The 24,496-nt window shown below is 68.6% G+C and carries 27 protein-coding genes; 13 read left to right on the plus strand and 14 right to left on the minus strand.

Features of this window, described 5'->3' with window-relative positions; genetic code table 11:
- The first annotated feature begins 85 nt into the window (after nt 1-85).
- A complete protein-coding gene (locus CPZ01_RS01440) occupies nt 86-2,554 on the plus strand; it encodes a DNA topoisomerase VI subunit B (RefSeq protein WP_096393085.1) in 2,469 nt (822 codons plus the stop codon).
- Nucleotides 2,555-3,640, plus strand: coding sequence for a DNA topoisomerase IV subunit A (locus CPZ01_RS01445; RefSeq protein ID WP_096393086.1), 1,086 nt, complete (start codon nt 2,555-2,557; stop codon nt 3,638-3,640).
- Nucleotides 3,641-3,677: 37 nt separating this feature from the next.
- On the opposite strand, the gene CPZ01_RS01450 is transcribed toward CPZ01_RS01445, so the two are convergent.
- Nucleotides 3,678-3,914, minus strand: a complete 237-nt coding sequence (locus tag CPZ01_RS01450; RefSeq protein ID WP_096393087.1) for a CDGSH iron-sulfur domain-containing protein — start codon at nt 3,912-3,914, stop codon at nt 3,678-3,680.
- Nucleotides 3,915-3,991: 77 nt separating this feature from the next.
- On the opposite strand from CPZ01_RS01450, the gene msrB reads away from it, so the two are divergent.
- On the plus strand, nt 3,992-4,402 hold the full coding sequence (gene msrB / locus CPZ01_RS01455) for a peptide-methionine (R)-S-oxide reductase MsrB (RefSeq protein WP_096393088.1): 411 nt from the start codon (nt 3,992-3,994) through the stop codon (nt 4,400-4,402).
- Nucleotides 4,403-5,003: 601 nt separating this feature from the next.
- Here msrB and CPZ01_RS01460 read toward each other — a convergent pair.
- The 5 genes from CPZ01_RS01460 to CPZ01_RS01480 all read right to left on the minus strand — a co-directional run bounded on the left by CPZ01_RS01460 (nt 5,004) and on the right by CPZ01_RS01480 (nt 9,010).
- On the minus strand, nt 5,004-5,711 hold the full coding sequence (locus tag CPZ01_RS01460) for a sensor histidine kinase (protein WP_096393089.1): 708 nt from the start codon (nt 5,709-5,711) through the stop codon (nt 5,004-5,006).
- 71 nt (nt 5,712-5,782) lie between these two features.
- Entirely contained in the window at nt 5,783-6,937 is a 1,155-nt protein-coding gene (locus tag CPZ01_RS01465) for an acyl-CoA dehydrogenase family protein (protein WP_096393090.1), read from the minus strand.
- A 69-nt stretch (nt 6,938-7,006) separates the two neighbouring features.
- Complete coding sequence (locus CPZ01_RS01470; RefSeq protein ID WP_096393091.1) at nt 7,007-7,342, minus strand: putative antibiotic biosynthesis monooxygenase; 336 nt, start codon at nt 7,340-7,342, stop codon at nt 7,007-7,009.
- A gap of 43 nt (nt 7,343-7,385) precedes the next feature.
- Entirely contained in the window at nt 7,386-8,525 is a 1,140-nt protein-coding gene (locus CPZ01_RS01475; protein ID WP_096393092.1) for a pyridoxal phosphate-dependent aminotransferase, read from the minus strand.
- Entirely contained in the window at nt 8,522-9,010 is a 489-nt protein-coding gene (locus tag CPZ01_RS01480; protein WP_096393093.1) for an Lrp/AsnC family transcriptional regulator, read from the minus strand. The genes CPZ01_RS01475 and CPZ01_RS01480 overlap by 4 nt, the downstream gene beginning before the upstream one ends.
- A gap of 118 nt (nt 9,011-9,128) precedes the next feature.
- On the opposite strand from CPZ01_RS01480, the gene CPZ01_RS01485 reads away from it, so the two are divergent.
- The 3 genes from CPZ01_RS01485 (at nt 9,129) to CPZ01_RS01495 (ending at nt 10,597) form a co-directional block, all read left to right on the plus strand.
- On the plus strand, nt 9,129-9,404 hold the full coding sequence (locus CPZ01_RS01485; protein WP_096393094.1) for a ribbon-helix-helix domain-containing protein: 276 nt from the start codon (nt 9,129-9,131) through the stop codon (nt 9,402-9,404).
- Nucleotides 9,397-9,660, plus strand: a complete 264-nt coding sequence (locus CPZ01_RS01490) for a type II toxin-antitoxin system RelE family toxin (protein ID WP_096393095.1) — start codon at nt 9,397-9,399, stop codon at nt 9,658-9,660. Before CPZ01_RS01485 ends, CPZ01_RS01490 begins: the two co-directional genes overlap by 8 nt.
- 73 nt (nt 9,661-9,733) lie before the next feature.
- On the plus strand, nt 9,734-10,597 hold the full coding sequence (locus tag CPZ01_RS01495) for an aldo/keto reductase (RefSeq protein ID WP_096393096.1): 864 nt from the start codon (nt 9,734-9,736) through the stop codon (nt 10,595-10,597).
- 24 nt (nt 10,598-10,621) lie between these two features.
- Here the strand turns inward: CPZ01_RS01495 and CPZ01_RS01500 are convergent, their stop codons facing one another.
- Nucleotides 10,622-11,434 (minus strand): hypothetical protein, encoded by an 813-nt coding sequence (locus CPZ01_RS01500; protein WP_096393097.1) that lies wholly within the window; start codon nt 11,432-11,434, stop codon nt 10,622-10,624.
- A gap of 90 nt (nt 11,435-11,524) precedes the next feature.
- Nucleotides 11,525-12,877, minus strand: coding sequence for an adenylosuccinate synthase (locus tag CPZ01_RS01505; protein ID WP_096393098.1), 1,353 nt, complete (start codon nt 12,875-12,877; stop codon nt 11,525-11,527).
- Nucleotides 12,878-13,195: 318 nt separating this feature from the next.
- Between CPZ01_RS01505 and CPZ01_RS14935 the strand changes: the two genes are divergently transcribed.
- Nucleotides 13,196-14,059 carry a hypothetical protein gene (locus CPZ01_RS14935; protein ID WP_157745911.1) on the plus strand — a complete coding sequence of 288 codons (864 nt, stop codon included), beginning with the start codon at nt 13,196-13,198 and terminating at the stop codon, nt 14,057-14,059.
- Nucleotides 14,060-14,301: 242 nt separating this feature from the next.
- On the plus strand, nt 14,302-14,607 hold the full coding sequence (locus tag CPZ01_RS01510) for a hypothetical protein (RefSeq protein ID WP_004595838.1): 306 nt from the start codon (nt 14,302-14,304) through the stop codon (nt 14,605-14,607).
- Nucleotides 14,608-14,689: 82 nt separating this feature from the next.
- On the opposite strand, the gene CPZ01_RS01515 is transcribed toward CPZ01_RS01510, so the two are convergent.
- Together CPZ01_RS01515 and CPZ01_RS01520 are read right to left on the minus strand one after the other, a co-directional pair.
- Complete coding sequence (locus CPZ01_RS01515; protein ID WP_096393099.1) at nt 14,690-16,936, minus strand: DUF7527 domain-containing protein; 2,247 nt, start codon at nt 16,934-16,936, stop codon at nt 14,690-14,692.
- A gap of 80 nt (nt 16,937-17,016) precedes the next feature.
- Entirely contained in the window at nt 17,017-17,490 is a 474-nt protein-coding gene (locus tag CPZ01_RS01520) for an NUDIX hydrolase (protein WP_096393100.1), read from the minus strand.
- 132 nt (nt 17,491-17,622) lie between these two features.
- On the opposite strand from CPZ01_RS01520, the gene CPZ01_RS01525 reads away from it, so the two are divergent.
- Nucleotides 17,623-18,111: a cupin domain-containing protein gene (locus CPZ01_RS01525; RefSeq protein ID WP_096393101.1), complete on the plus strand. Its 489-nt coding sequence runs from the start codon at nt 17,623-17,625 to the stop codon at nt 18,109-18,111.
- 47 nt (nt 18,112-18,158) lie between these two features.
- Here CPZ01_RS01525 and CPZ01_RS01530 read toward each other — a convergent pair whose 3' ends face one another.
- Entirely contained in the window at nt 18,159-19,136 is a 978-nt protein-coding gene (locus CPZ01_RS01530; RefSeq protein WP_096393102.1) for a transcription initiation factor IIB, read from the minus strand.
- A 269-nt stretch (nt 19,137-19,405) separates the two neighbouring features.
- Entirely contained in the window at nt 19,406-19,531 is a 126-nt protein-coding gene (locus CPZ01_RS15655; RefSeq protein WP_269459580.1) for a hypothetical protein, read from the minus strand.
- A 400-nt stretch (nt 19,532-19,931) separates the two neighbouring features.
- Between CPZ01_RS15655 and CPZ01_RS01540 the strand changes: the two genes are divergently transcribed.
- Nucleotides 19,932-21,119, plus strand: a complete 1,188-nt coding sequence (locus CPZ01_RS01540) for a M24 family metallopeptidase (protein ID WP_096393103.1) — start codon at nt 19,932-19,934, stop codon at nt 21,117-21,119.
- Nucleotides 21,120-21,226: 107 nt separating this feature from the next.
- On the plus strand, nt 21,227-22,411 hold the full coding sequence (locus CPZ01_RS01545) for an MFS transporter (protein WP_096396086.1): 1,185 nt from the start codon (nt 21,227-21,229) through the stop codon (nt 22,409-22,411).
- Between the two features lie 41 nt (nt 22,412-22,452).
- Here the strand turns inward: CPZ01_RS01545 and CPZ01_RS01550 are convergent, their stop codons facing one another.
- Nucleotides 22,453-22,689, minus strand: coding sequence for a hypothetical protein (locus CPZ01_RS01550; protein ID WP_096393104.1), 237 nt, complete (start codon nt 22,687-22,689; stop codon nt 22,453-22,455).
- A 69-nt stretch (nt 22,690-22,758) separates the two neighbouring features.
- Here CPZ01_RS01550 and CPZ01_RS01555 point away from each other — a divergent pair, with 69 nt between their 5' ends.
- Together CPZ01_RS01555 and CPZ01_RS01560 are read left to right on the plus strand one after the other, a co-directional pair.
- A complete protein-coding gene (locus tag CPZ01_RS01555; RefSeq protein ID WP_096393105.1) occupies nt 22,759-23,145 on the plus strand; it encodes a hypothetical protein in 387 nt (128 codons plus the stop codon).
- A gap of 72 nt (nt 23,146-23,217) precedes the next feature.
- Entirely contained in the window at nt 23,218-23,868 is a 651-nt protein-coding gene (locus tag CPZ01_RS01560; RefSeq protein ID WP_096393106.1) for a hypothetical protein, read from the plus strand.
- A gap of 19 nt (nt 23,869-23,887) precedes the next feature.
- Here the strand turns inward: CPZ01_RS01560 and CPZ01_RS01565 are convergent, their stop codons facing one another.
- A complete protein-coding gene (locus CPZ01_RS01565) occupies nt 23,888-24,490 on the minus strand; it encodes a CDP-alcohol phosphatidyltransferase family protein (RefSeq protein WP_096393107.1) in 603 nt (200 codons plus the stop codon).
- Between the last annotated feature and the right edge of the window lie 6 nt (nt 24,491-24,496).

The following is a 24,496-nucleotide window of genomic DNA, read 5'->3' on the forward strand; positions in this document are numbered from 1 at the left end:
ACGAGACGGCGTCTGACGCCGGGATCCACTTTCACCTCGCCGCCGGTGCGTTTTTAGGTGCCTCGGAGGTAGGAACGGGTACCGAATGACGTCCTTCCAGTCGACGATCGGCGACGAGGAGGGGATCGCGGAGGAGCTGGCCGAGGGCCAGCGCGAGATCTCCATCGCCGAGTTCTTCGAGAAGAACAAACACATGCTCGGGTTCGACTCGGGCGCCCGCGGGCTCGTCACCGCCGTCAAGGAGGCGGTCGACAACGCCCTCGACGCGACCGAGGAGGCCGGCGTCCTCCCCGACATCTACATCGAGATAGAGGAGGTGGGCGACTACTACCGGGTCGTCATCGAAGACAACGGGCCGGGCATCACGAAGGAACAGCTCCCGAAAGTTTTCGGCAAACTCTTGTATGGTTCAAGATTTCATAAGCGTGAACAAAATCGCGGTCAACAGGGGATCGGGATCTCGGCGGCCGTCCTGTACTCGCAGCTGACCTCCGGCCAGCCCGCGAAGATCACCTCGCGGCCGAAGGGGCAGTCGCGGGCGCAGTACTTCGAGCTCATCATCGACACGGACACGAACGAGCCGGAGATTCAGGCCGACGAGGAGACGACGTGGGACCGCCCGCACGGCACCCGGATCGAGCTGGAGATGGAGGCGAACATGCGCGCCCGCCAGCAGCTCCACGACTACGTGAAACACACCGCGGTCGTCAACCCCCACGCGCGGCTCGAACTGCGCGAGCCGGGCCTCGACGAGCCGCTGAAGTTCGAGCGCGCGACCGACGAGCTGCCGGCGGAGACGGAGGAGATCCGCCCGCACCCCCACGGGGTCGAACTCGGCGCGCTGATCAAGATGCTGGAGGCGACCGAGTCGTACTCCGTCTCCGGGTTCCTCCAGGAGGAGTTCACGCGGGTCGGCAAGAAGACCGCCGACAGCGTGATCGACAACTTCCGCGACGTCTACTACGGCCGCGAGCTCGCCTGGTCGCCGCCGCGCGCCCACGACGACCGCGACGTCGCGAGCGCGGTGAGCGAGGCCGTCGCGAACAAGGGCGCGGAGGCGACGACCGCCTTCGCCGAGGGCGTCGCCGAGACGGTTTCGAACAACGAACGGATCGCCCGGTCCGAACTCGCGGAGATCGTCGACAACGTCGCGGAGACGGTCGAGGGCGACACCGGGAAGACGTTCGGCGGAACCGTCCGCGAGAACGCGGTCGACGCCGCGTGGCGGGCGGTGACGGGGCTCGGCGGCGACGAGGACGAGAGCGAGGAGGGGGCCGCCGACTCCGGCGAAGCCGACGGCGACGCGGACGAGTCGCCGCTCGTCCCCGACGTGTACGCCCTCGTGGACGAGGCGACGTCGACGCGGAAGGACGACGCCGCCGTTCAGGCGATGGCCGAGGCGCTCTCGCGGCGGTTCGAGAACCTCGACGGCGACGCGTTCCGGATCACCCGCGACGACCTCGAACGCCTCGTCGCGGACGCGGCCTCGTTCGTCGCCGAGCAGCGCGACGCGACGTTCGGCGAGACCGCCCGCGAGAACGTCGTCGAGGCGTTCTGGTCGCGGGCGCGGACGGTCCCGGACGACCCGCCGAAGGTGAAGGCGATCGGCGGCGACCGCGACGCCGCCGCCGACCTGCTCGACGCGATGCGGACGACGGACATCCTCTCGCCGCCGACCGACTGCCTCGCGCCGATCACGGCGGAACTGGTCGAGGCCGGGCTCCGGAAGGAGTACGACGCCGACTTCTACGCGGCCGCGACCCGCGACGCCGACGTCCACGGCGGCGACCCGTTCATCGTCGAGGCCGGGATCGCCTACGGCGGGTCGATCCCGGCGGAGGGGTCGGTCGAACTGCTCCGGTTCGCGAACCGCGTTCCGCTCGTCTACCAGCGCGGGGCCTGCGCGACGACGGACGTGATCAAGAACATCGGGTGGCGCAACTACGGGCTCGACCAGCCCGGCGGCTCGGGGATGCCGAACGGGCCGGCCGTCATAAGTATCCACGTCGCCTCCACGAACGTCCCGTTCACGAGCGAGTCGAAGGACGCGCTCGCGAACGTCCCGGAGATCGAAGACGAGATCGAGCTCGCGGTGCGGGAGGCCGCCCGCGAGCTGAAGTCGTACCTCAACAAGCGGCGCTCGATGCAGCAGCGCCGCGAGAAGCAGGACGTGCTCGGCAAGATCCTCCCGGAGATGGCCGACAAGGTGAGCGAGGTCACGGGCCGGCCGCGCCCCGACATCGACGGCGCGCTGGCGCGGATCATGAACAACGTGAGCGTCGAGCGCGAGGTGAACGGCGAGACGGTGACGCTCGTCGTCGAGAACCACTCGGACGTGAACGAGGAGCTGGAGATCACCGACATCGTCTCGACGGAGCCGACGGACCTCTCCGACGGGACGGTGGTGGACATGGACGGCGAGTGGTTCGTCCAGTGGAAGCCCGAGGTGCCCTCGGGCGACGAGCGGGAACTGACGTACGCGGTCGACGGGGACCCCGAGTTCGAGGTCAGCGTCGGCGGCGTGGAGACGGAGAAACTCACGGTGAACGCCTAAATGACGACCGAAAGCGACGCACGAGACGAGCTGATCGACCTGGCGGCGGACTTCTACGACCAGTTCGCTGCGGGGTCTATTCCGGAGATGACGCTTCCCACGCGGACGAAGAGCAACATCGAGTACGACGAGGAGAGCGGCGTCTGGACCTACGGCGACCGCACCTCGACGCGCAGCGCCAACTCGGTGCGGGGCGCGCGCAAGCTGTTGAAGGCCGCGTACACCATCGAGTTCCTCGCGAACCAGCTCGACGACGACCGCTCGTCGACGCTGCGTGAGCTGTACTACCTCTCGGAGTCGTGGGACAACGACGAGGCGCAGTTCAAGAGCCAGGACGAGTCGAACGATCTCGTCGAGGACTTGGAGATCGTCACGGGCGTCACCCGCGAGGACTTCCACATGCGCCCGGAGGAGTCGGGCGCGAAGGTGATGGGCCCGCTGGAGATCCGCGAGCAGACCAACCGCGGCGACCGCGAGATCCACTGTCAGCTCGACGTCGGCCAGGGCGGGTACCAGATCCCGAACAACCCGGACACCATCGAGTTCCTCGACAACGACGCGGAGTTCGTCCTCTGCGTGGAGACCGGCGGGATGCGCGACCGGCTCGTCGAGAACGGGTTCGACGAGGCGCACGACGCCCTCGTCGTCCACCTCGGCGGCCAGCCCGCGCGCGCCACCCGGCGCCTGACGAAGCGCTTCCGCGACGAGCTCGACCTCCCCGTGGTGGTGTTCACCGACGGCGACCCGTGGTCGTACCGCATCTACGGCTCCGTGGCGTACGGCTCGATCAAGTCCGCGCATCTCTCGAAGTACCTCGCGACGCCCGAGGCGCGGTTCATCGGGATCCAGCCGGAGGACATCGTCGAGTACGACCTCCCCTCGGACCCGCTCTCGGACTCGGACGTCAACGCCCTCGAATCCGAGCTGGAGGACCCGCGCTTCCAGACCGACTACTGGGAAGAGCAGATCGAGCTCCAGCTCGACATCGGCAAGAAGTCCGAGCAGCAGTCGCTCGCGAGCCGCGGCCTCGACTTCGTCACGGACACCTACCTCCCCGAGCGGCTGAACGAGATGGGCGTGCTGTAGGCGCGACCGCCGCCCCGGGCGCGGACGGCGCCCCTCGCTACTCGTCGGCGTATCCGATCTCGTCGACCTCGCGCCGTTCCTCGTCGGCGTCGTCGTTCGGGTATTTATAAACGACGCCGTCTTCCTCGTCGGTCGTCGCGTTGTGCGACCCGTCACAGAGCGGCTTCGTGTCCGACAGGCCGCACTGACAGACGTAGATCAGTCCGTCGTCGCCCTTGTCGTCGTCGTCGAGTATCGCCGGCCCCCGCTCCTCGTGCGTGACTTCGCGCGCCATGGGCGCGGTTCGGCTCCCACCCGAATACGGCTTGTGTCCGCCGCAACCCCCTTGCCCGTGGGGCGCGTACGAGCGGTATGAGCGAGACCGACGAGCGCGACCCGAGCGAGCTGACCGACGAGGAGTGGCGCGAGCGGCTCTCCGAGGAGGAGTACCGCGTGCTGCGCGAGAGCGGCACGGAGGCGAAGTTCTCCGGCGAGTACGTCGACCACCACCCCGACGACGGGGAGTACCGCTGTCGGGCCTGCGGCACCGTCCTCTTCGAGGCCGAGACGAAGTACGAGTCCGGCTGCGGCTGGCCCGCCTTCTACGCCGCCGAGGAGGAGTCGGTGACCACGACGGTGGACACCAGCCACGGGATGCGCCGCACCGAGGTCCGGTGTGCGAACTGCGACTCGCATCTCGGCCACGTGTTCGACGACGGCCCCGAGCCCACCGGGAAGCGCTTCTGTATCAACTCGGTCGCGATGGAGTACGACGACGACTAATTCGGTTCGCCGGACATATTGGGAGAAGTCATTTATAAAGCGATCGCGGCACTGCTATCAGTGATATATAAGCGATCGACGACGCAACGAAGACTTCCGAATCTCCAGCCGCTCGCTTATAAATAGTTGTCAGTGACTCTGCGGTGAACACCTCCAAAGCCCCAGTCGCTCGGCCATACGTCGATGGTTACGCCGGGACCACTCCCAAAGCCCCAGCCACTCACTTATAAACGGTTGCTGGCAGAACGGCGACAAACACCACCAAAGCCCCAGCCGCGAGGACTCGCGCGCCTCGTTGCGCGCTTCAGTCGCTCGCGTTGCTCGCTCCTTCCAGTGCTTACGTCGGCGTGCTTCGCCCTCGCGGCTGCCCCTTTGAGTCCCGCCCCGCACCGCAACCGTACCTCACACCTCCCCAGCCTCGTCGCCGGACTACGTCCGGCTGCAAGCGAGAGCTTCGCTCTCGCCCTGTCAGTCGCCTCCGCTTCGCTCCGGCGACTGACTCCCTCGCGCGTGCTGACTCGCGGCCGCCGGGGGCGGCCGCTCGCAGGCACGCGCCACCGCGTAGTTCTTTATAAGCAACCGCGGTCGCGTCTGCTGATTGTCACCCCTCGCAGAGCGGCAGTCGGACGACGAACACGGCGCCCTTCGGCTCGTTGTCCTCGATCCACACGTCGCCGCCGTAGATCTCGACGAGCGACCGGACCAGGTAGAGCCCGATCCCCGCGCCCGGGCTGTCGAGCCCCTTCTCGCCTTTGCCGAATATCTCGTCGCGCTGGTCCGCGGGGACGCCGGGCCCGTTGTCGGCGATCCGCACCTCGGCGGCGGCCGCGGCCTCCTCGACGGTCGCGGACACCGTCACCTTCGGCGGGGTCTCGTCGTTGTGCTGGACCGCGTTCCGCAGGAGGTTCCGGAACACCGAACTCAGCATCTCGTCGCCGACGACCTCGACCTCCGGGAACGAGCCCTCGACCGTGAAGACCGCCTCCGGGCACCCCGACCGGACCTCCTCCACCTGCTGCGAGAGGACCCGGTCGAGCGCGACGCGGCTCGGCTCCGTGTCCTCGCGGAGCATCACCTCCGCGAGGTCGCGGACCGTCGTGGTGAGCGAGACCGCGCTCTGGGTGTTGCGCTTGATCACGTCCAGGTACTCTCTCCCCTCCTCGTCGACGTGGTCGTCGAGCAGCTCGGCGTACGCGCCGACGAGCTGGAGGTCGTTGCGGATGTCGTGGCGCATCACCTGGTTCAACAGCCGGAGGTCGTCGCGCTGTCGCTTGAGCCGCTCTTCCGGGTCCACCTCGGCCTCGCTCATGACGATACGTACGCCCGCCCTGAATTTTTAAATGCCGGTTGCGGACGACGCCCGGGCGAGCCGCGCCCGGCCTACATCCCCTCGTCGAGCAGTTCGCGGGCCACGATGTTCTTCTGGATCTCCGTGGTCCCCTCGTAGATCTGGGTGATCTTCGCGTCGCGGTAGAGCCGCTCGACGTCGTGGTCGTTGACGAAGCCCGCGCCGCCGTGGACCTGGACCGCCTCGTCCGCGACCTCCACCGCGGTCCGCGAGGCGAACTCCTTGGCCATCGACGCGAGCGCGGTCAGGTCGCCCGACTCGTTGTCGACCGCCCACGCCGAGCGGTAGGTGAGCCAGCGGGCGGCCTCGGTGTTCGTGTGCATCTCCGCGAGCTTGTGTTTGATCGCCTGGAAGTCGCTGATCGGGCGGTCGAACTGCTCGCGCTCCTCGGCGTACTCCAAGGCCCGCTCGGCCGCGCCGCGGGCGATCCCGACGCCCTGCGCCGCGACCGCGGTCCGGGTCTCGTCGAAGAACTGCATGAGCTGGAGAAAGCCCATCCCGCGCTGGCCGATCAGGTTCTCCTCGGGCACCCGGACGTCGTCGAAGCGCAGCTCCGCGGTGTCGCTCGCGCGGATCCCGAGCTTGCCGGTGATCTTGTCGCGGGTGAGCCCGTCGCGGTCGGCCTCGACGAGGATCTGCGAGTAGCCGGAGTAGCGGTCGTCGATCTCGGGGTCCGTCTCGCAGACGACGACGAAGTAGTCGGCGACGGTGCCGTTCGTGATCCACATCTTCGAGCCGTTTATCACCCACTCGTCGCCGTCCTTCTCGGCGCGCGTCGCGACCGAGGTCACGTCCGAGCCCGCCTGCGGCTCCGAGATGGCCGAGCCCATCACCGCGTCGCCCGCGGTCACCTCCGGAAGCACGCGCTCCTTCTGCTCCTCGGTGCCGAACTCCATCAGCGCCTCCGCGCCGAAGCCGGCGCTGGAGATGCAGAGCCCGATCCCGGGGTCGGCCGCGAACAGCTCCTCGGTGAGGATCGCGTTCTCCAGCGAGGAGTAGCCGATCCCGCCGTACTCGACCGGGACGTGCGGCGCGAGCAGCCCCATGTCGGCCGCCTTCTCCATCACCTCGTGGGGGTACGCCTCGTCGACGTCGTACTCGGTCGCCACCGGCCGGATCTCCTCGTCGGCGAACTTCCGCACCTCCTCGCGCAGCTGCTTCTGTTCGTCCGTTAGCTGGAACTCCATACGCGGACGATCAGGAACGAGCGTGATAATCGTTAGCGAACGCTCGACAATCCGCGAGGAGTTGTTCGTTTAGGAACCGTCCGCCGGGTACTCGCGCTCCTCGCGCACCTCGTAGTGGCGCGCGCGGTCGTCGTACCGCTTCAGCACCTCGCGAGCGGCGTCCGGGACGTGCGCGTCCCGGTACTCCTCGCCGGCGAACGACTTCACTGACTCCAGCGAGTCGAACCGCAGGATCGTGACGAACTCGACCTCGTCGCCGTCGGCGTCGCGGCGGAGCACTCGGGCGCCCCGGTACCCCTCGTTGTCGGCGTCCGCGAAGTCGGGAAGGATCTCCTCCCGGAGCAGCCGCTCGTACTCGTCGGCGTTCGCCGGCGTCGTCCACCCGTGCCAGATCCTGTCGATCATCGTCGTTCGGCGACCCCGGTCACCGTCCGCTTGGCGGTCCCGATCATCGACCCTCCACGAACGACGCGATCCGGTCGGTCGCCTCCTTCAGTTCGCCCATCGAGGTCGCGTACGAGACGCGGAGGTGTCCCTCGCCCCCCTCGCCGAAGACGGAGCCGGGGACGACCGCGACGCCCTCCGCCTCCAGCAGCGCCTCGGCGAACGCCTCGTCGTCGCCGCCGCACTCGGGGAAGGCGTAGAAGGCGCCGCCCGGCTCGAACGTGTCGAGGCCCATCTCGTTGAACCGGGAGACGACCAGCCGCCGGCGGCGGTCGTACTCCTCGACCATCTCCGTCACCTCGTCGTCGCAGCGGTCCAGCGCCTCGATGGCCGCGTACTGCGGCGTCGTCGGCGCGGACAGCATGGTGTACTGGTGGATGCGGTTCATCGCGTCGATCGCCTCCGCGGGGCCCAGCGCGTAGCCCAGGCGGAGCCCGGTCATCGCGTACGCCTTCGAGAAGCCGTTGACGACGACGGTGCGCTCGCGCATTCCCGGCTGGGTGGCGATCGAGTTGTGGTCAGTCTCGTAGGTGAGCGCGGAATAGATCTCGTCGGCGACCACTCGGAGGTCCTCGTCGCGGCAGAACGCGGCGACCTCGGCCAGCTGCTCGTCGGTCATCGTCGCGCCGGTCGGGTTGTTCGGGTAACAGAGGACGAGCAGGTCGGCGTCGCCGGCGCCCGCCGCCTCCAGCGCCTCGCGGGTGAGCGCGAAGTCGTCCTCTGCGCGCGTGGGGACCGTCAGCTGCTCGCCGCCCGCCAGTTCGATCCCCGGCCCGTAGGAGATGTACGTCGGCTCGTGGACCGCGACGGTGTCGCCGGGGTCGACCAAGGCCCGGAACGCGAGGTCGACCGCCTCGCTCGCGCCGGTGGTGACGAGCACCTCCGACTCCGGGTCGTACGACTGGTCGTAGCGCTCGTGGTGGTCGGCGATCCGCTCGCGGAGCGCCGCCATCCCGCGGTTCGCGGTGTAGGAGGTCTTCCCGCGTTCGAGCGAGTCGATCGCGGCGGTGCGGGCGGTCCACGGGGCCGAGAAGTCCGGCTCCCCGACGCCGAGCGAGATGACGTCGTCGCGCGCCTCCGCGAGCTCGAAGAACTTCCGGATCCCGGACTCGGGGAGGGTTCGCGCGCGGTCCGACAGTCTCATGGCGACACGGAGAGGCGGTCGTCGTCGTCGCCGTCCTCGAACCGGATCCCCCCGTCCTTGTACGTCTCCATGATGTAGTGAGTCACCGTCTGGGTGACCTCCGGCATGGGCGCGACCTGCTCGGAGATGAACTCGGAGACGTCCTGCATGTTCTCGCCGAGCACCTCGACGGCGAAGTCGTAGTCGCCGGACACGAGGTGTAAGGCGTCGACCGCGGGGAACTTCGCGATCCGGTCGGCCACCTGCTCGTACCCCGTTTCGCGGTCGAGCTCGACGTTGATCTCGACGACCGCGCGGATCTTCCCCTCGTCGACGCGGTCCCAGTCGACGACGGCCTGGTAGCCGTGAACGACGTTTTTCGCCTCCAGCGCGTCGATCGCGTCCGCGACCGCCGCCGCGTCGAGGCCCGTCTGGGCCGCGATGTCGTCGATGTCCTCGCGGGCGTTCCGCGCCAACACGTCGAGTACCTCGCGCTCGGCGTCCATACCTCACGATCGCGCGGGGACGGTTTATGAGTAGCGACGGGCGCAACACGGGCGAGCGGCGGGGGGTCAGGTGCGTGCGCCCCGAACCCTTTTTAGTGATACCACTGTATCACACGATATGAGCACCGACACAGACGCGGGCGACGACCGGATGGAGAAGATCAACGTCCGGGTTCCGAAGTCCCTGCTGGACCGGATCGACGAGGAGTGGGAACGGCGGGGGTACGCGAGCAAGTCCGAGGCGATCCGCGACGCGCTGCGCGACTGGGTGGACCCGTCGGTGACGCTCTCCGAGGAGACGCTGTCGGATCTGGCGGAGAGCCGCGAGCAGGCGGAACGCGACGAGACGGTGTCGGCCGACGAGGCCCGAGAGCGACTGGGTCTGGATGACTGAGGTCGAGTACACCGAACAGGCGCTCTCTCACCTCGAATCACTCGATTCGCAGGCCGCCGATCGGATCCTGAACAAGGTCGACGAGGCGACGGAGTGGACCGAACACCGATTGGAACCGCTCTCCGGCTACCCGTACTACAAGCTGCGGGCCGGCGACTACCGCGCCATCGTTGCGTGGGATCAGGGCGCCGACGTCATCCGCGTCGAGGCCGTCGGTCACCGCCGGAACGTGTACGATCGACACCTCCCTCCCTGAGCGCTCACTGCTGTTCCTCCCCTCTCCTTCCGGCATCCCCACGGCTTTCCGCGTGGCGCGAGATCCGTCGCGCATGGCTTCGAACACCACCGGCGGGAGCGAGACGTTCGACATCGGCGGCGAGCTTACCGTCAACCGACTCGGCTTCGGCGCGATGCGGATCACGGGCGAGGATATCATCGGCCGCCCCGAGGACGAGGCGGACGCGAAGGACGTGCTCCGCCGCGCGGTCGACCTCGGCGTCGACTTCGTCGACACGGCCGACTCCTACGGGCCGGGCGTCTCGGAGCGGCTCATCGGCGAGGCGTTGGGCGACCCCGACGACGTCGTCGTCGCCTCGAAGGCCGGACTGCTCCGCAACCGCGAGGGCGACTGGCTCCCCCACGGCGACCCGGACTTCCTGAAAAATCAGGTGCTGTGTAGCCTCGACCGACTGGGGACCGACACGATCGACCTCTACCAGTACCACCGCCCGGACCCCGACACCGACTTCGAGGAGTCGGTCCACGCGTTCGCGGAGATGAAAGACGCCGGGCAGGTCGCCCACGTCGGCCTCTCGAACGTCACCGTCGAGCAGCTGGAGACCGCGATGGAGATAGTCGACATCGCGACGGTCCAGAACCGCTACAACGTCGGCCACCGCGACGACGAGGACGTGCTGACCGCCTGCGAGGAGAAGGGCGTGGGGTTCATCCCGTGGGGCCCGATGTACGCGGTCGACGACGGCGAGGCCGGCGAGGCTCTCGCCGAGGTCGCCGAGCGGCGGGACGCGACCCCCCAGCAGGTCTCGCTCGCGTGGCTCCTCGACCACTCCGACGTGACGCTGCCGATCCCGGGGACGTCGAGCGTCGACCACCTCGAGTCCAACCTCGCGGCCGCGGACCTGTCGCTGACGGACGAGGACCGGGCCGCGCTGAACGACGTCGACCCGCAGTAGGCCGCGAGGCCACGCCTGCCGGCTTCACCCGGCGGTCTCGACGTCGGCCATCTCGGCGACCTTCAGCGCGGTCGCGACGTTGAATGCCAGCCCGAGCGGCGCGGCGACGACCGCGGCCGCGACCGCGCCGCCGGGGCCGGCGTGCGCGAGGAGGCTCACCGGGACCGAACAGAGCGCCGTGACGACCGCGACGGCGAGGAAGAACCCGAGCGGTCGGTGTTCGTCCACGAGCGCTCGTGCCCGCCGCGCCGCGGACTCGATCCCGCGGTCCTCCAAGGCGAGGACGTAGACGGTCGGGAAGTACAGGTACGAGACGACGAGCGCCGCGAGGACCGCGACCACGAACAGCGGCGGGAAGAGGAGCAGCGGCAGGAACAGGGCCGCGAGTGCGAGGACCACGAGCGCTTCGAGGAGGATCATCCGAGCGCCGAACCGGCGGACGGCCGTGACGAAGTCGAAGCGCCCGGTCGTGATCCCCGCCGCGATGCTCCCGAAGTAGCCCGCGCTCAGCGCGCCGGAGACGACGACGTACGCGCCGATCAGGGGTGCGAGCAGCGGGAACGGGTCGACGGCCCCAAACGGGAGCGACACCGTCACGCCGTCGCCGCTCGGCGCGTCAACGAAGCTCCAGAGGTCGTACCGGTACACCGGGAACGAGGCGCGGAGCGAGAGCCCGTTCGTCCGTCCCGTCGCGAGCAGTTCCCGGGCGCGGAACAGCGCCGTCGCCAGCGGGACGAGCGCGAGCGGAAGCAGCCGCCCGAGGTGCGCGAACGTGCGTTGGAGGATCGGTTCCGGGGGCGGCGTGTCGGCTGACGGACCGGTGGAGGGCTCGGCCATGGCGGGTTGATTGCGTTCGATCGTGAAAAGCGTCGTCCGTTCGCTCCAATCGACCGCACGCCGCGACGGGATCGAGGTCCGGTGGCGAGCCTACTCCTCGAACGGGTTCGTCAGCTCGACGGTCTCCTCGCGGTCGGGGCCGACGCCGACGGCGTACACCGGGGTGTCGATCTCGTCGGCGAGGAACTCCAGATACTCGCGGGCCGCCTCGGGTAAGGCGTCGTAGCCGGCCTCCGCGACCGTCGAGGAATCGAACTCTTCCCACGTGTCGAGCGTCTCGTATATCGGCTCGCAGCGCTCCCACCGATCGGTCGTGGTGGGGACCGTGTCGATCTCTTCGCCCTCAAGTTCGTAGCCCGTACACACCCTCAGCTCGTCGAGCCCGGCGAGTACGTCGACGTGGTTGACCGCGACGCCGGTGAACCCGGAGACGCGCGCCGAGTGCCGGAGCATCGGGAGGTCGAGCCAGCCGATCCGGCGCGGACGACCGGTGACCGTGCCGAACTCGCCGCCCTTCTCGCGGATCTCGTCGGCGAGCGCCTCCTCGGCAGCGTCGCCGTCGAGCTCCGTCGGGAGCGGGCCTTCGCCGACGCGCGAGAGGTACGCCTTCACGATGCCGACGACCTCGCCGTCGCCGACTTTCGTGACGCCGAGCCCGGAGCCGACGGCCGCGCCGCCGGCCGTCGGGTTCGACGAGGTAACGAACGGGTAGTTCCCGTGGTCGACGTCGATGTGGGTTCCCTGCGCGCCCTCGAAGACGATCGCGTCGCCGGCCTCGTGACGGCGGTAGAGGTAGTCGGAGCAGTTGACGGTCATGCCCTCGTCGGCGAGGCGCTCGCCGATCGCGGCGAACTCCTCGTGGAGCGCGTCGACGTCGAACGCCTCGGCGCGGTCGTCATCGTCGAGTTCGAGCCCGTACACGTCCTCGACGAGCGCGCGCTTCTGCGGCACGGCGTACTCCAGCTTCTCGCGGAGCGCGTCCGGGTCGAGCAGGTCGGCGACCCGGATTCCGCGGCGGCCGGCCTTGTCCTCGTAGGTCGGGCCGATCCCGCGGCCGGTGGTGCCGACCTCGTCGCCGGCGTCGTCGTCGGCCTTCACCTCCTCCTCGATTCCGTCGAGCACGCGGTGGTACGGCATGATAACGTGCGCGCGGCGGGCGACGCGCACGTCGGGGTCGAGCCCGCGCTCGCGCAGGTCGTCTATCTCGGTGAACAGCGTGCGCGGGTTGACGACGCAGCCGTTGCCGAGAATGCCGACGGTCCCCCGGACCGCGCCGCTGGGAACCAGCGAGAGCTTGTACTCCGCGCCGCCTTCGACGACGGTGTGGCCGGCGTTGTCGCCGCCCTGATAACGGACTACGACGTCCGCGTCCCCTCCCCACCGGTCGACGAGGGCGCCCTTGCCCTCGTCGCCGAGCTGGGAGCCGACGATGGTGAGTGTCATTCCGCCTGCCGGTTTCCCGCGGGGGGTAAAACCGATTACGGTCTGCGACCGGAGAGACCAGCATAAATACGGATCGAATTCAGAGATATTTCCGTAAAATCGCCTTGTTCGTGTATTGTCTCTCAGCAGTATATCTGATGGCTCTCCTCGTGAAATAACCCCTGACTCGGATTGCTGAATCACAGGTAAAATAGGTTAAATATCGATGAATTTGTAGTTCTGTTCACAATGACCTGCTGACCATGTTCCCGGAACTGAATTAATATAAAATAGCATATAAATCCTCAGATTCATTTACTAACGGTCAAATTATGAGTCATGTCAAATCGGATCCTTTTGTACTCTGGCCAAATGGGAGGAAAATCGACGTTCACAGGCGGCCTGTTCAGTCACTTACAGAACCGCGAAGATACGGTGGTGAGTCACCGGATGCAGTATGGGAGGCCCGAGGACTTTGAGAAGCGCATTTTGTCGCAACTACTTGAGAGCCACCAGTACCCTCACCAAAATCCGGAACTATATATTGTCGACGTAACGCTGGGCGGGGGCGCACGAGATGGGCGACCTGACGAAATCACAATTATCGATTTTCCGGGAGAGTCCATAGAACTCATTCGTGACGACCCTCCCTGGAACCAACAAGATACGGATTCGATCGAACGACAGTACGAAGAACTCGAAACACACGATGATGGTTCCAGTTTCCTTATGTCGATAGAAGAACGAGAAACGGTGATTAAGCACGAATACTTTCAGAGCGATACCGTGATTTTCCTATTAAACTTCCATAAACTGCTCATGACTAATCAGCACACGCCCGTATACGACGCACGCGATTTGCGAACAGTGGCCGAAGAAAAGGACATCGCCCTCGTCGCTATCGGTACGGATATTCTCGACTACAAGCCGAACGATGATGTCGTTAGTAGCGACGGATTATTGAGTTTTATCCGAGGGTCCGGGAGTTCAGTCGACTCGGAGTTACTCGATACCATAGACGACACCGTTTCGGTGCCAGGCATTTGGGACATACTATACACAGCCAAATCAAATAAAAATATCTCGTTTTTCGGGGTAGCAGTTCCGAGCCGAGAGTCTGGTGGAGACGACCGCTCAGTTGTCTCCGAAAACGGAGTGGCGGAAACGTGGGGATACAAAAATGTCCTCAAGTGGTTATCTTGACTCGTTCTACAAACCAACTGATCAGGAGCGACGTCAAATCGGCGCTATAGCTCTCTGAATTCCGATGGAAGTACTGAGAACTGGACCTGATCTCCGAGGATTTACTGTCGTATTTATAACTCTGCCGCCGTGCCGCGATCGAACACGTTAATTACTCCCACGTCAAAGCCTGCGATCTGACGAGGCCTCCCCGGCCGCCGACAGCAACTTTTAAACGGGGGCATGACGAGTTAACATGTGCCATGATAGATCGACTAGAGAAGGAGGTAGACATGCTGGAACGTCACCTCCAAGTCCTGCGGATGGTCATCGAGAACGAGCCGATCGGCATCGTGAAGATGTCGAACGAGACGGGCTACCCGCACCACAAGGTCCGCTACTCGCTGCGGGTCCTCGAAGAGGAGAACCTCATCGAGCCGTCCAGCCAGGGCGCGATCACCACGGAGCGGACCCACGAGTTCGTCGACGAACTCGACGAGAAGCTCGACGAGACCGTCGAGAAGCTCGGCTCCATGCGGATCGACGACGCCGCCGAACTGGAGAACTGACCTGAATTTCGATTTCGCCCGCCGACGTGACTGACGCGTTTCTGCGCTCCCGGTAGCCGTCTCCGACAGGGTCCCGTGACGGCTACAAGTCGGGGACCGTCATGTGGAACCCGCCGTCGCGCGCCTCGACGAGGCACAGGTGGTACCCCTGCTTGCGCGAGAGCTTCACGAAGCTCGCCCGCTTCGACCGGCTGAACAGGCCGCCGCCGACCGCGTCGCTCGCGGTCTCTAAGGCGCCCGGCTCGAAGAAGCTCTCCGTCACCGCGAACGCCCCGGCGAACGTCTCGTTCGAGGCCGCGATGTCGCGCCCGTTCTCGACGAGCGACTCCAGCGTTCCCTCCGGCGTGGGGTCCCGGCTGTCGTTCAGGTCGGCGACGAACAGCGGGTGGCCCATCCGGTCGCGCAACACGAGGTCGAACGCCCGCTGCTCGCGGACCTCCTCGCCGCCCTCTCGGAGCTCGACGGACACCGTCCCGCCGATCTCGGCGCGGTCGATCTCGGGAAGCGCGTCGTAGAGGTCGCGGAGTGTCCCCTCGTTGCCGGTGCCGCGGACCTCGAACGGGAGGTCCTCGACGAGCCAGCGGGTGAAGCCGTACTCGATGGTGTCCTCTAAGAACTCCGCGAACGGCCGGCCGTCCACCGCGAGGCCGTCCGTCTCGAAGCTCGTGTGGTGTTCGACCCGGAGGTTCTCGCGAAGCGCCTCGCGGTCGACGGTCCCCTCGTGGGCGTCCGCCAGCGTCGCGCCCTCCTTCGAGTCGTACCTGATGAACAAGTTCGTCCCGTTACGCGCCTCGCCCGGCGTGAGCGTCCGCTCCGCGTCGGGGAGCCGCTCTTTGGCGTTCGAGAGCTCGCTGCGGAGCCGGTCGCGCTCCTCCTTGAGCTCGTCGACCTCGGACTCGAGCCGGTCGACCTCGTCGGCCAGCTCGTCGCGCTCCGACTCGACCTCGTCGCGCTCGGTCGCCAGCCGGTCTCGCTCCTCCGCCAGCGACTGCCGCTCCGTCTCCGTCTCCTCTAAGGCCGCCTCGAGTTTTCGAACCCTATCGGGGTCGGCGCCGCCCTGCGCGTCGCGTCCGTCGCGTTTCGACACCGCGGACGGCCCCGACGACGTTCCGTCGGTGGAGCGCGGCGACGGCGACCCGCCGTTCGCGTTCGACCCGTCCCGATCGGCCCTGCCGCGGTCGGCGCCCGAGCGGGAGCGCCGCGACGACGCGGCGCGGCGCTCTTCCGCGCTCCGGGGCTCCCCGCCCGCCTCGGAGGGGTCGAGCGCCGGGATCGACTTCTGTTCCCGCCACTCGGCCTCCTCCGAGAAGACGTCCTCGGAGTCCGGCGCGTCGGCGGCGTTCGGGTCGGGAGAGTCCCCGGCGTCGGACTCCGAATCGGACGCCCCGTCGGGCTCGGTCGGCGGGCGGCGCACGCGGTCGGATCCGGCCGGTCCGTCGGCGTCCCGCTCGGCCGACTCCGCGTCGCCGATACGGACCTCGTCGGGCGTCGATCCTTCTTCCGCCGACGCCTCGCCCCCGTTGCGTTCGTCTCTCGCGTCGACACCCGGCGACTCGTCGCTTCCGCTCGCGGCGGTCGGGTCGCCGTCTCGGCCGGCGCTCGCGGCGGGACCGACCGCGCTCGCGGGGCCGCCGTCGTCTCCTGCCGTCTCCGGCTCGGCGTCGCTCTCGGCGTCCGACGGTCCGTCGTCCGCGTCGCTCGCGTCGTCGGAACCGGCGGTCTCGGTCGGGTCGACCGCGGCGCTCGGTTCACCCGCGTCGCCCGCGTCGTCCGCATCTTCTGCGTCGTCGCCGTCCGGGAGCGGGCGGACGTCGAGGTCGACCTCGTACACCGTGTAGATGCCGACCTCGTCGGCGGCGAGGTCGAACGCGTCGTCGCCCGTCTCCAGCCGCCGCGCGTTGCCGACGTACGCGGCCGCCATCGACTCGCCGCCGGTGTAGGCGACGTAGTAGTCGCCGGAGAGGACGTTCTCCGACAGCTCGATGTAGCCGGTGAACCCGCCCTGCGAGAGCTTCCGGTCGGCCTCCTTCAGCGGCGTGTCGTTGGTGTAGTACTTCGCCCGCGGCTCGCCGCCCAGCTCCTGCATCGCGAAGAGCACGGGGAGCGCGTCGTCCGGGGCCCGGTAGACGGTCCCGGCGGCGTCGGCGAAGGCGTCGAGCGTCGCGTCCACGACGCCGACGACGCGCCCGTCGACGAGGAACAGCCACCCGGTCCCGTCGGTCGCCGCGCCGGAGAACCCGTCGTCGACGATCCGCCGGAGCCCCGCGAACCCGTCGGAAAAGGAGCGGTCGTCCCACTCGGTGATCGCTTCCCGTCGCTGTGCGTCCATCCTTGCGTTTACGTCGCCAACACCGACCCAAATACCTTCCGGAGCGTGAGACGGCCGTCTGACGCCGCGACGCCCTTCGTTCAGTCCCCTCCGACGGCGGCGATCGCCTCTCGACCGAGGTCGACGACGTCGTCCGGGAGGTCGCTCGCCGCCAGTTCCTCCGAGGTGTACCAGCGCCAGCGCGCCGGGTCGACCTCGTCGTCCCCGTTGGGAGCGATCTCGCGGGAGTCGACGCGGGCGTAGTAGAGGTGGTCGACGTGCTGGTGGCCCACCGACCCGTCCTCGTGGACGTTGATATCGTGGAGCATGAGGTGGGCCGGCTCCGGGAGCCCGCGGGTGTTCGGGCCCGTAACCTCGGACTCCGTCGCGACCAGCTCGGGGGTCAGCCCCGTCTCCTCGCGGACCTCGCGGCGAGCGGCCTCGTGCGGGAGCTCGTCGCGGTCCACGTGCCCGCCGGGAGGCAGCTTAATTCCGAGCCGCTCGTGGTCGTGAAGGGCCGTCGCGCCGTCGTGGACGATGTACGTCGTCGCCGTGAAGTGGCGAGTCGTCTCCATGTCCGCGGGTGGCGACGCGTCGCCTTCGCGGTTTCGGCTCGGGCGGACGCCGCGACGCGGGGGCGCGGGCCGGACGACGGACGCTCCCTCGGCGACGCGAACGATTTTGGCGTTCCCACCTAACAGTGGTCCATGCCACCTATCAACGCGGACGACCTGTCGTGGACGGCCCCCGACGCGGACGACGCCGCCTGGCGGCGGAAGCGTCTGGGCGCGGCGGCGGGCGGCGAGGACCTCGGGTGTAGCCTCTACGAACTGCCGCCCGGAGAGCGGTCGTGGCCGTACCACTACCACACGGCCAACGAGGAGGCGCTGTACGTCCTCGCGGGCGAAGGCACGCTGCGGCTGGACGAGGAGACGCACCCGCTTCGACCGGGGGAGTACGCCGCGTTCCCCGCCGACGCCTCGGGCGGCCATCGCGTGGTGAACGACGGCGACGACACGCTGCGTTACCTCGTCGTCTCGACGATGCGGGAGCCCGACGTGACCCTGTACCCCGACTCGGAGAAGTTCGGCGTGTACGTCGGCTCGCCGCCCGGCGGCCGCGAGGAGCGGTCGCTGTCGGGATACTATCGGATCGGCGACGACGTGGGGTACTGGGAGGACGAAGAACGCGGATGAAAACGGCGGAAATCGAACGTCACGACGACCGGACGCGGAGCGACGCGTCAGTTCAGCGCGACCGAGTCCTCGGCCTCGAGGAGCTCGTGGTACCGGTTCCGGATGGTGACCTCACTGATGTTCGCGACCTCGCTGACCTCGCTCTGGGTCACCTTCTCGTTGACGAGCAGGGAGGCGGCGTAGACGGCGGCCGCGGCGAGCCCGACCGGCGACTTGCCGGAGTGGATCCCCTGTTCCTTCGCCGTGTCGAGCAGGCTGCGGGCGCGGCGCTCGGCCTCGTCGGAGAGGCCGAGGTCGGAGGCGAACCGCGGGACGTAGCTCTCGGGGTCGGCGGGCTGGATCTCCAGCTTCAGCTCGCGGACGACGTAGCGGTACGTCCGGGCGATCTCGTCTTTCTCCACCCGGGAGACGCCCGCGATCTCGTCGAGGCTGCGGGGCGTCCCCGCCTGTCGGGCGGCGGCGTACAGCGACGCCGTCGAGACGCCCTCGATGGAGCGGCCTGGGAGCAGGTCCTCGTCGAGCGCGCGGCGGTAGATGACGGAGGCGGTCTCGCGGACGTTGTCGGGGAGGCCGAGCGCGCTGGCCATGCGGTCGATCTCGCCGAGCGCCTGCTTGAGGTTTCGCTCCTTGGAGTCTCGGGTGCGGAACCGCTCGTTCCACGTCCGCAGCCGCTGCATCTTCTCGCGCTGTCGGCTGGACAGCGACTTGCCGTAGGCGTCTTTGTCCTGCCAGCCGATGTTCGTCGAGAGCCCCTTGTCGTGCATCATGTTCGTCGTCGGGGCGCCCACCCGCGACTTGCTGTCCTTCTCCTTGGAGTCGAACGCGCGCCACTCCGGCCCGCGGTCGATCTCGTCCTCCTCGACGACCAGCCCGCAGTCGACACAGACGGTCTCGCCGTGTTCCGTGTCGGTCGCGAGCTGGCCGCCGCACTCGGGGCACCGCAGCTCCTCTGCCTCGCTCTCCGACTCGGTCTCGCTCTCGTCGTCGACGTTCTCGGTCGTGTACGTTCGAAGGTTCTCGCTCATTGGTTTGGTGCGTGGAGGGAACAACGAAACCGAGAGACGGGTCTCGGTGTTTTCCTCACCTTCGGGTAAGTGAGCGACGAACTTAAATGTTTGCGTGTTTGGTGCCGCCGAGACACGGCCGAATTCAACGTGTAGAACCCTGTACGATTCGGAATTTGTGACGGTGCGAGTCGACCCGTCGCGAGAACCGATCCGACGGTGAAAGCGCGGGATATAGTATATAGGCGTTTCGTGGAAGCCGGACGCCGCCCGAGCGTCCGATCCGTCCGTCAGTCTCCGGTCGCGGCCGTCGCGACCGCGCCGGCCACGCCGCCGATGACCACGCCGGTCCCGGACACGAGTAGCAGGGTCGCGACGAGGTCGGGGGCGGCGGTGACGCCGGCCGCATCCGTCACCGGAACCCCGTCCGCGTCGGAGATCGGGAGCGCCTCGTCGCTCGCGTGACCAGTGCGCGTCGAAGCGGAACCAGACCGTCCCCTCGACCGCGGATATCTGTCCGCCGACCACGCCGGGCGACGGCCGAGTCGCCCGGTGACACGCCGGCGAACGCGAGTCCGACCCACGTGAGCGCCAGTCCGAGCAGCGCCGCGCCGCTCCCGCAGGCGACGTCGACGGGCAGCCAGCCGGACGGGAGGGACACGAGCGAACGGAGGGTAGTTCGTCGGTCGGTCGACATCGCAGCCGCCTCGTTCCGGAGTGAGCGGTATCTGCCTTTCTCGGCGCCGTCAACGGCCCCGCCGTTCGGCCGGTTCCGCGAGGACAACCGCTTTGACCGTCGCCCGAACAGGGGCAGGTATGAACCGAGCGCGACTCGACGACCGCCTCGCCGACCTCGACACGGACGGCTACCTGCTCGACGCCTCGCAGGAGGACGCCAACCAGCTGTACCTCTCCGGGTTCACCGGGCCCGACCCGTTCCTCACGCTGTACGCCGACGGCGAGGTCCACCTCCTCGTCAGCGGGCTGGAGTACGGCCGCGCGACGGCGGAGGCGGCGGCGGACACGGTGGAGCGCCACGCCGACTACGACTTCGAGTACGGCGGCCGCGAGGAGCGCAACGACATGTACGCCGCGTTCGTCCGCGACAAGGGCGTCGAGTCAGTCTCGATGCCGCCGCGCGGCCCGGTCGGCACCGCGGACGCCCTCCGCGAGCGCGGCATCGACGTCGCGGTCGACGCCGACGATCGACTACAGGAGGTCCGCGCGGTGAAGACCGACGAGGAGATCGACGCGATCCGCGACGCGCAGCGGGCGAACGAGGCCGCGATGCGGGCCGCCGAGGAGCTGATCGCCGGCGCCGACGTGGCCGGGGAGGACGTCCCGGCGGACGGCGACGTCGAGCCCGGCACCCTGCTCCACGGGGGCGAGCCGCTCACCAGCGAGCGGGTGACCGAGGAGATCGAGGTGACGCTGCTGCGCCGCGGCTGCGCGCTCGACGAGACGATCGTCGCCGGCGGCGCGCAGGCCGCGGACCCGCACGACCGCGGCTCGGGGCCGCTCCGCGCCGACGAGGCGATCATCGTCGACATCTTCCCGCGCTCGAAGGCGACGAAGTACAACGCCGACATGACGCGGACGTTCTGCGTCGGCGAGCCGAGCGAGACCCTCCGCGAGTGGTACGACCTCACCGAGCGGGCGCTGGACGCCGCGCTCGACGCCGTCGAGCCGGGCGCCACGGGCGAGGAGGTCCACGCCGCCGCCTGCGAGGTGTACGAGGAGGCGGGCGAGCCCACCTTCCGGACCGACCCCGAGACGGAGACCGGGTTCATCCACTCCACCGGTCACGGGATCGGGCTCGACGTCCACGAGTCGCCGCGGCTGGCGAACGGCGGCGAGGAGCTGGAGCCGGGTCACGTGATCACCGTCGAGCCCGGCCTCTACGACCCCGAGGTCGGCGGCGTCCGCATCGAGGACCTCGTCGTCGTCACCGAGGACGGGTACGAGAACCTCACCGACTACCCGATCCGGTTCGCGGCGGAGTGAGCCGCCGCGGGGCGCCCGGATCGCCGTCGGCGACGCGGCGCCGCGCGACACCCGGCCCGTCTGACCGCGATCGGAAGCCGCTTTGACCCGTGCCGGGAACGGCGACCGTGAACTGGCGGTACGAACACGCGGCGCTCGCGCTCTGTACGCTCGCGTTCACCGGCACGATGGTGGCGCGGCTGGTCGTCAGCCCGCTCGTCCCCGAGATCACGGCGCGGTTCGGCGTGACCAACGGGACCGTCGGGCTCGCCTTGAGCGGGATGTGGCTCACCTACGCGCTGGCGCAGTTTCCCTCGGGCGTCCTCGGCGACCGCTACGGCGAGCGCCGCGTCATCCTCGCCGCGGTCGGCGCAACCGCGGTCGCCTCCGTCCTCCTCGCGGCGTCGCCGTCGATGCTCGCGTTCGGGCTGTTCGCGGCCGCGCTCGGCGTCGGGGCGGGGCTCCACTACTCGGTCGCGACGACGTTCCTCACGCGGCAGTTCGACGACACCGGCCGCGCGGTCGGCGTCCACGTGGCCGGCGGGCCGCTCGCGGGACTCGCCGCGCCGCCCGCCGCCGCGCTCGTCGGGTCGCGGTACGGCTGGCGCGCCGGCGTCCTCCTCGGCGCCGCCGTGGCGGTCCCCGTCTTCGTCCTGTTCGCGTGGCGGGTCCGGCCGACCGAACCCCTCCGCCCCGACCAGCCGATGGGCGAGCGGTTCGCGCTCGGTCCGCTCGTCGAACTGCTCTCGCGGCCGCGGATCCTCTACACGACCGCGCTGGCGACGATGGGCGCGTTCACGTGGCAGGCGACCGCCTCGTTCCTCCCGACGTTTCTGGAGTTCGGGACCGGCCTGTCGAGCGCGCTGTCGGCGCTTCTGTTCTCGGTGTACTTCCTCGTCCACGGCGGCACGCAGCCGGTGACCGGGTCGGTGTCCGACCGGATCGGCCGCGACGCCACCGCGATGGTGACGATGGGCGCCGGCGTCGTCGGCTACGGGACCCTCGTCGCGGCCGCGGCGTTCGACTGGGGGATCGCCGCCGTCGTCCCGGGCGTCGGCCTCGTCGGCCTCGCGATGTCGTGGGGGGCGCCGGTCCAGTCGCGGTTCATGGACCTCCTGTCCGACACTGAGCGCGGCGCCGGCTTCGGGCTCGTCCGCACCGCGTACATGGTGACGGGCGCCACCGGGAGCGTGGTCGTCGGCACCGTCTCCGACGCCGCGGGGTGGGCGGTCGCCTTCGGACTGCTCGCCTGCGTGATGGCGCTCGGACTGGCGACGCTGTCGGCGAACCGGCTGTTCGGGTTGGGGTACTGAACCGCGGTTCGTTTAAAAGGAGCGCAGCCGAGCGCGAGTACTTAGAGTCGGTCGTCTTCGATGCTGCCCGGGTCCTCCGCGGTGTCGAACATGTTGTTCTCGGCGCCGTCGAGCATCTCGTCGCGGGGCTCGTCGTCGACGACGCTCACGTTGTACGCCTCGATGCCGGACGCGATGAGGTCCTCCGCGGCCTGCTCTTCGGAGACGAACTCGTCGTCCGCCAGCTGCTGAAACTCCGCGTACACGTCGTCCGAGAGGTTCAGCTCGAAAGTGGGCATACCCCTCGTTCCGACCGGACACTTTTAAATTGATCCCTCGTTGCGTGACGTGTTCGGAGTCCCCCGCTCATGAACGACGGCGACGAGACGGTGATCGAAGCGTACGACGACGGTCTGCGGGTCGTTCACGAGGAGCGCATGCGACCCGACGCCTACCACGTCGACGGCCCCGACGGCCGGATCGCGTCGTTCGAGATCGCGGCGGCGGCCCGGCTGTACGCCGACCTGTACGCGATCACCGACGGCTTCGACGAGAAGCAGACCGGCAGGCGGGGCGTCCCGCCGACGATCGCCCGCGCCGACGAGGGGATCCGAATGACGTACCTCGCCGTCCGCCGGTCGGTTGCGTACGCCGCAGCGGCGTTCGACGTCGACGAGTCGGTCGTCCGCGACGCCGTCGACGGCGTCCACGCGCGGGCGACGGAACTGCGCTCGGGGCCGGACGGAAACGGCTGAGGCCCGCTCGCCAGTGACGGCCCGAACATCTGCGGGGTCAGGAGTACCCCGGCGGACCGCCACCTTACGCACATGCCCAGTTTCCCGTCTCCCTTCGGCTCCGACGAGGACGGCCTGTTCGACGGCTACGACGAGTTCGTCGCGGACGACCTCCCGCGACCGGGCGGGTTCCTCGACGGCCACGACGTGCTCACGGGGGCGGACCATCTCGCGTTCCACCGCCTCACGCGCGAGTGTTTCGAGGCGCGGACGGTGTACGACATGACGTTCGACTACAACCTCGCGCGGCTGAACCTGGACACGCGCCACGAGGACGCCGGGTTCCGCTACGCCGTCGAGCGCGGCGACGCGGCCGACGCCGTCGACGCCGCTGACGCCGGCGGGGACGCCTTCGACGGGAGCGGGGTCGACCGCGTCCTCCGCGCGGAGTTCACGCCGACGACCGCGTTCTGCCCGCAGACGCACACGCTGACTATCGGAGCCTTCCGCGCGTGGAACGGCCTCGCCGACCGCCACGAGTACGACCTCGTCCGGGTCCGCGCGGCCCCGATGCACAACCAGAGCGAGGCGGTGAACGACCGGCTCGCGGAGTTGGAAGACCGGTTCCTCGAAACGGGCGACGTGGAGGCTGAGGGCGACGAGGGCGTGGGAATCGGGTCGAACCCGGTGGGTGGAAGGGGAGAAGCGAGCGCGCCGAGCGGCTCGACCGACGCGCCGTTTTAAATAGCGATCTCGAAGCCGGCTACAGGTCCCGCCAGGCCCCGAGGAACCGCTGGACCGCGGTGAGGTGGCCGACGACGGCGAACAGCGCGAGCAGCACGCCGACGACGTTCAGGCCGGCGACGATCGGCGCCGAGTAGACCGCGGCGACGACGCCGACGATCCCGGCGAGCGCGAGCCGGTCGGCCCGGCCGAGGAGCCCGCCGTACTCGCGGCCGATGCCGACCGCCTGGATCTGCGTGCCGAGGTAGGAGGTGAGGAGGACGCCCGTGACGGCGGCGAAGCCGAGGGCGTACGCCTCGATCCCCGCGGTGAACCCCGCGATGATCGCCACGTCGGCGTAGCGGTCGAGGACGTGGTCGAGGAAGTCGCCGCCGTCGGAGGCGACTCCCTGATGGCGTGCGAGCGCCCCGTCGACCACGTCGAGCCACCCGTTGAGGAGGACGAGCAGCGCGCCGGCCGCGTAGAGGGGAGCAGAGCCGGCGGCGAAGGCGGCGGCGGCCGCGACCGCGACGAGGAAAGCGATAACGCTCACCTGGTCCGGCGAGAGGCCGAGCCTGTCGGCCGCCGACACCCACGGGCCGAGGAGGCGGTCCGCCACGGACCGGTACTGGTCGAGAGTCATCTACCG

It is taken from the genome of Halorubrum trapanicum, from assembly GCF_002355655.1.
In the GTDB taxonomy this organism is placed as follows: Archaea; Halobacteriota; Halobacteria; order Halobacteriales; family Haloferacaceae; genus Halorubrum; species Halorubrum trapanicum_A.

Bases quoted from the DNA above. Each gene is read 5' to 3' on its own strand.
- CPZ01_RS01440 (WP_096393085.1), top strand. From the start codon at position 86: ATGACGTCCTTCCAGTCGACGATCGGCGACGAGGAGGGGATCGCGGAG.
- CPZ01_RS01445 (WP_096393086.1), top strand. From the start codon at position 2,555: ATGACGACCGAAAGCGACGCACGAGACGAGCTGATCGACCTGGCGGCG.
- CPZ01_RS01450 (WP_096393087.1), bottom strand. From the start codon at position 3,914: ATGGCGCGCGAAGTCACGCACGAGGAGCGGGGGCCGGCGATACTCGAC.
- msrB (WP_096393088.1), top strand. From the start codon at position 3,992: ATGAGCGAGACCGACGAGCGCGACCCGAGCGAGCTGACCGACGAGGAG.
- CPZ01_RS01460 (WP_096393089.1), bottom strand. From the start codon at position 5,711: ATGAGCGAGGCCGAGGTGGACCCGGAAGAGCGGCTCAAGCGACAGCGC.
- CPZ01_RS01465 (WP_096393090.1), bottom strand. From the start codon at position 6,937: ATGGAGTTCCAGCTAACGGACGAACAGAAGCAGCTGCGCGAGGAGGTG.
- CPZ01_RS01470 (WP_096393091.1), bottom strand. From the start codon at position 7,342: ATGATCGACAGGATCTGGCACGGGTGGACGACGCCGGCGAACGCCGAC.
- CPZ01_RS01475 (WP_096393092.1), bottom strand. From the start codon at position 8,525: ATGAGACTGTCGGACCGCGCGCGAACCCTCCCCGAGTCCGGGATCCGG.
- CPZ01_RS01480 (WP_096393093.1), bottom strand. From the start codon at position 9,010: ATGGACGCCGAGCGCGAGGTACTCGACGTGTTGGCGCGGAACGCCCGC.
- CPZ01_RS01485 (WP_096393094.1), top strand. From the start codon at position 9,129: ATGAGCACCGACACAGACGCGGGCGACGACCGGATGGAGAAGATCAAC.
- CPZ01_RS01490 (WP_096393095.1), top strand. From the start codon at position 9,397: ATGACTGAGGTCGAGTACACCGAACAGGCGCTCTCTCACCTCGAATCA.
- CPZ01_RS01495 (WP_096393096.1), top strand. From the start codon at position 9,734: ATGGCTTCGAACACCACCGGCGGGAGCGAGACGTTCGACATCGGCGGC.
- CPZ01_RS01500 (WP_096393097.1), bottom strand. From the start codon at position 11,434: ATGGCCGAGCCCTCCACCGGTCCGTCAGCCGACACGCCGCCCCCGGAA.
- CPZ01_RS01505 (WP_096393098.1), bottom strand. From the start codon at position 12,877: ATGACACTCACCATCGTCGGCTCCCAGCTCGGCGACGAGGGCAAGGGC.
- CPZ01_RS14935 (WP_157745911.1), top strand. From the start codon at position 13,196: ATGTCAAATCGGATCCTTTTGTACTCTGGCCAAATGGGAGGAAAATCG.
- CPZ01_RS01510 (WP_004595838.1), top strand. From the start codon at position 14,302: ATGATAGATCGACTAGAGAAGGAGGTAGACATGCTGGAACGTCACCTC.
- CPZ01_RS01515 (WP_096393099.1), bottom strand. From the start codon at position 16,936: ATGGACGCACAGCGACGGGAAGCGATCACCGAGTGGGACGACCGCTCC.
- CPZ01_RS01520 (WP_096393100.1), bottom strand. From the start codon at position 17,490: ATGGAGACGACTCGCCACTTCACGGCGACGACGTACATCGTCCACGAC.
- CPZ01_RS01525 (WP_096393101.1), top strand. From the start codon at position 17,623: ATGCCACCTATCAACGCGGACGACCTGTCGTGGACGGCCCCCGACGCG.
- CPZ01_RS01530 (WP_096393102.1), bottom strand. From the start codon at position 19,136: ATGAGCGAGAACCTTCGAACGTACACGACCGAGAACGTCGACGACGAG.
- CPZ01_RS01540 (WP_096393103.1), top strand. From the start codon at position 19,932: ATGAACCGAGCGCGACTCGACGACCGCCTCGCCGACCTCGACACGGAC.
- CPZ01_RS01550 (WP_096393104.1), bottom strand. From the start codon at position 22,689: ATGCCCACTTTCGAGCTGAACCTCTCGGACGACGTGTACGCGGAGTTT.
- CPZ01_RS01555 (WP_096393105.1), top strand. From the start codon at position 22,759: ATGAACGACGGCGACGAGACGGTGATCGAAGCGTACGACGACGGTCTG.
- CPZ01_RS01560 (WP_096393106.1), top strand. From the start codon at position 23,218: ATGCCCAGTTTCCCGTCTCCCTTCGGCTCCGACGAGGACGGCCTGTTC.
- CPZ01_RS01565 (WP_096393107.1), bottom strand. From the start codon at position 24,490: ATGACTCTCGACCAGTACCGGTCCGTGGCGGACCGCCTCCTCGGCCCG.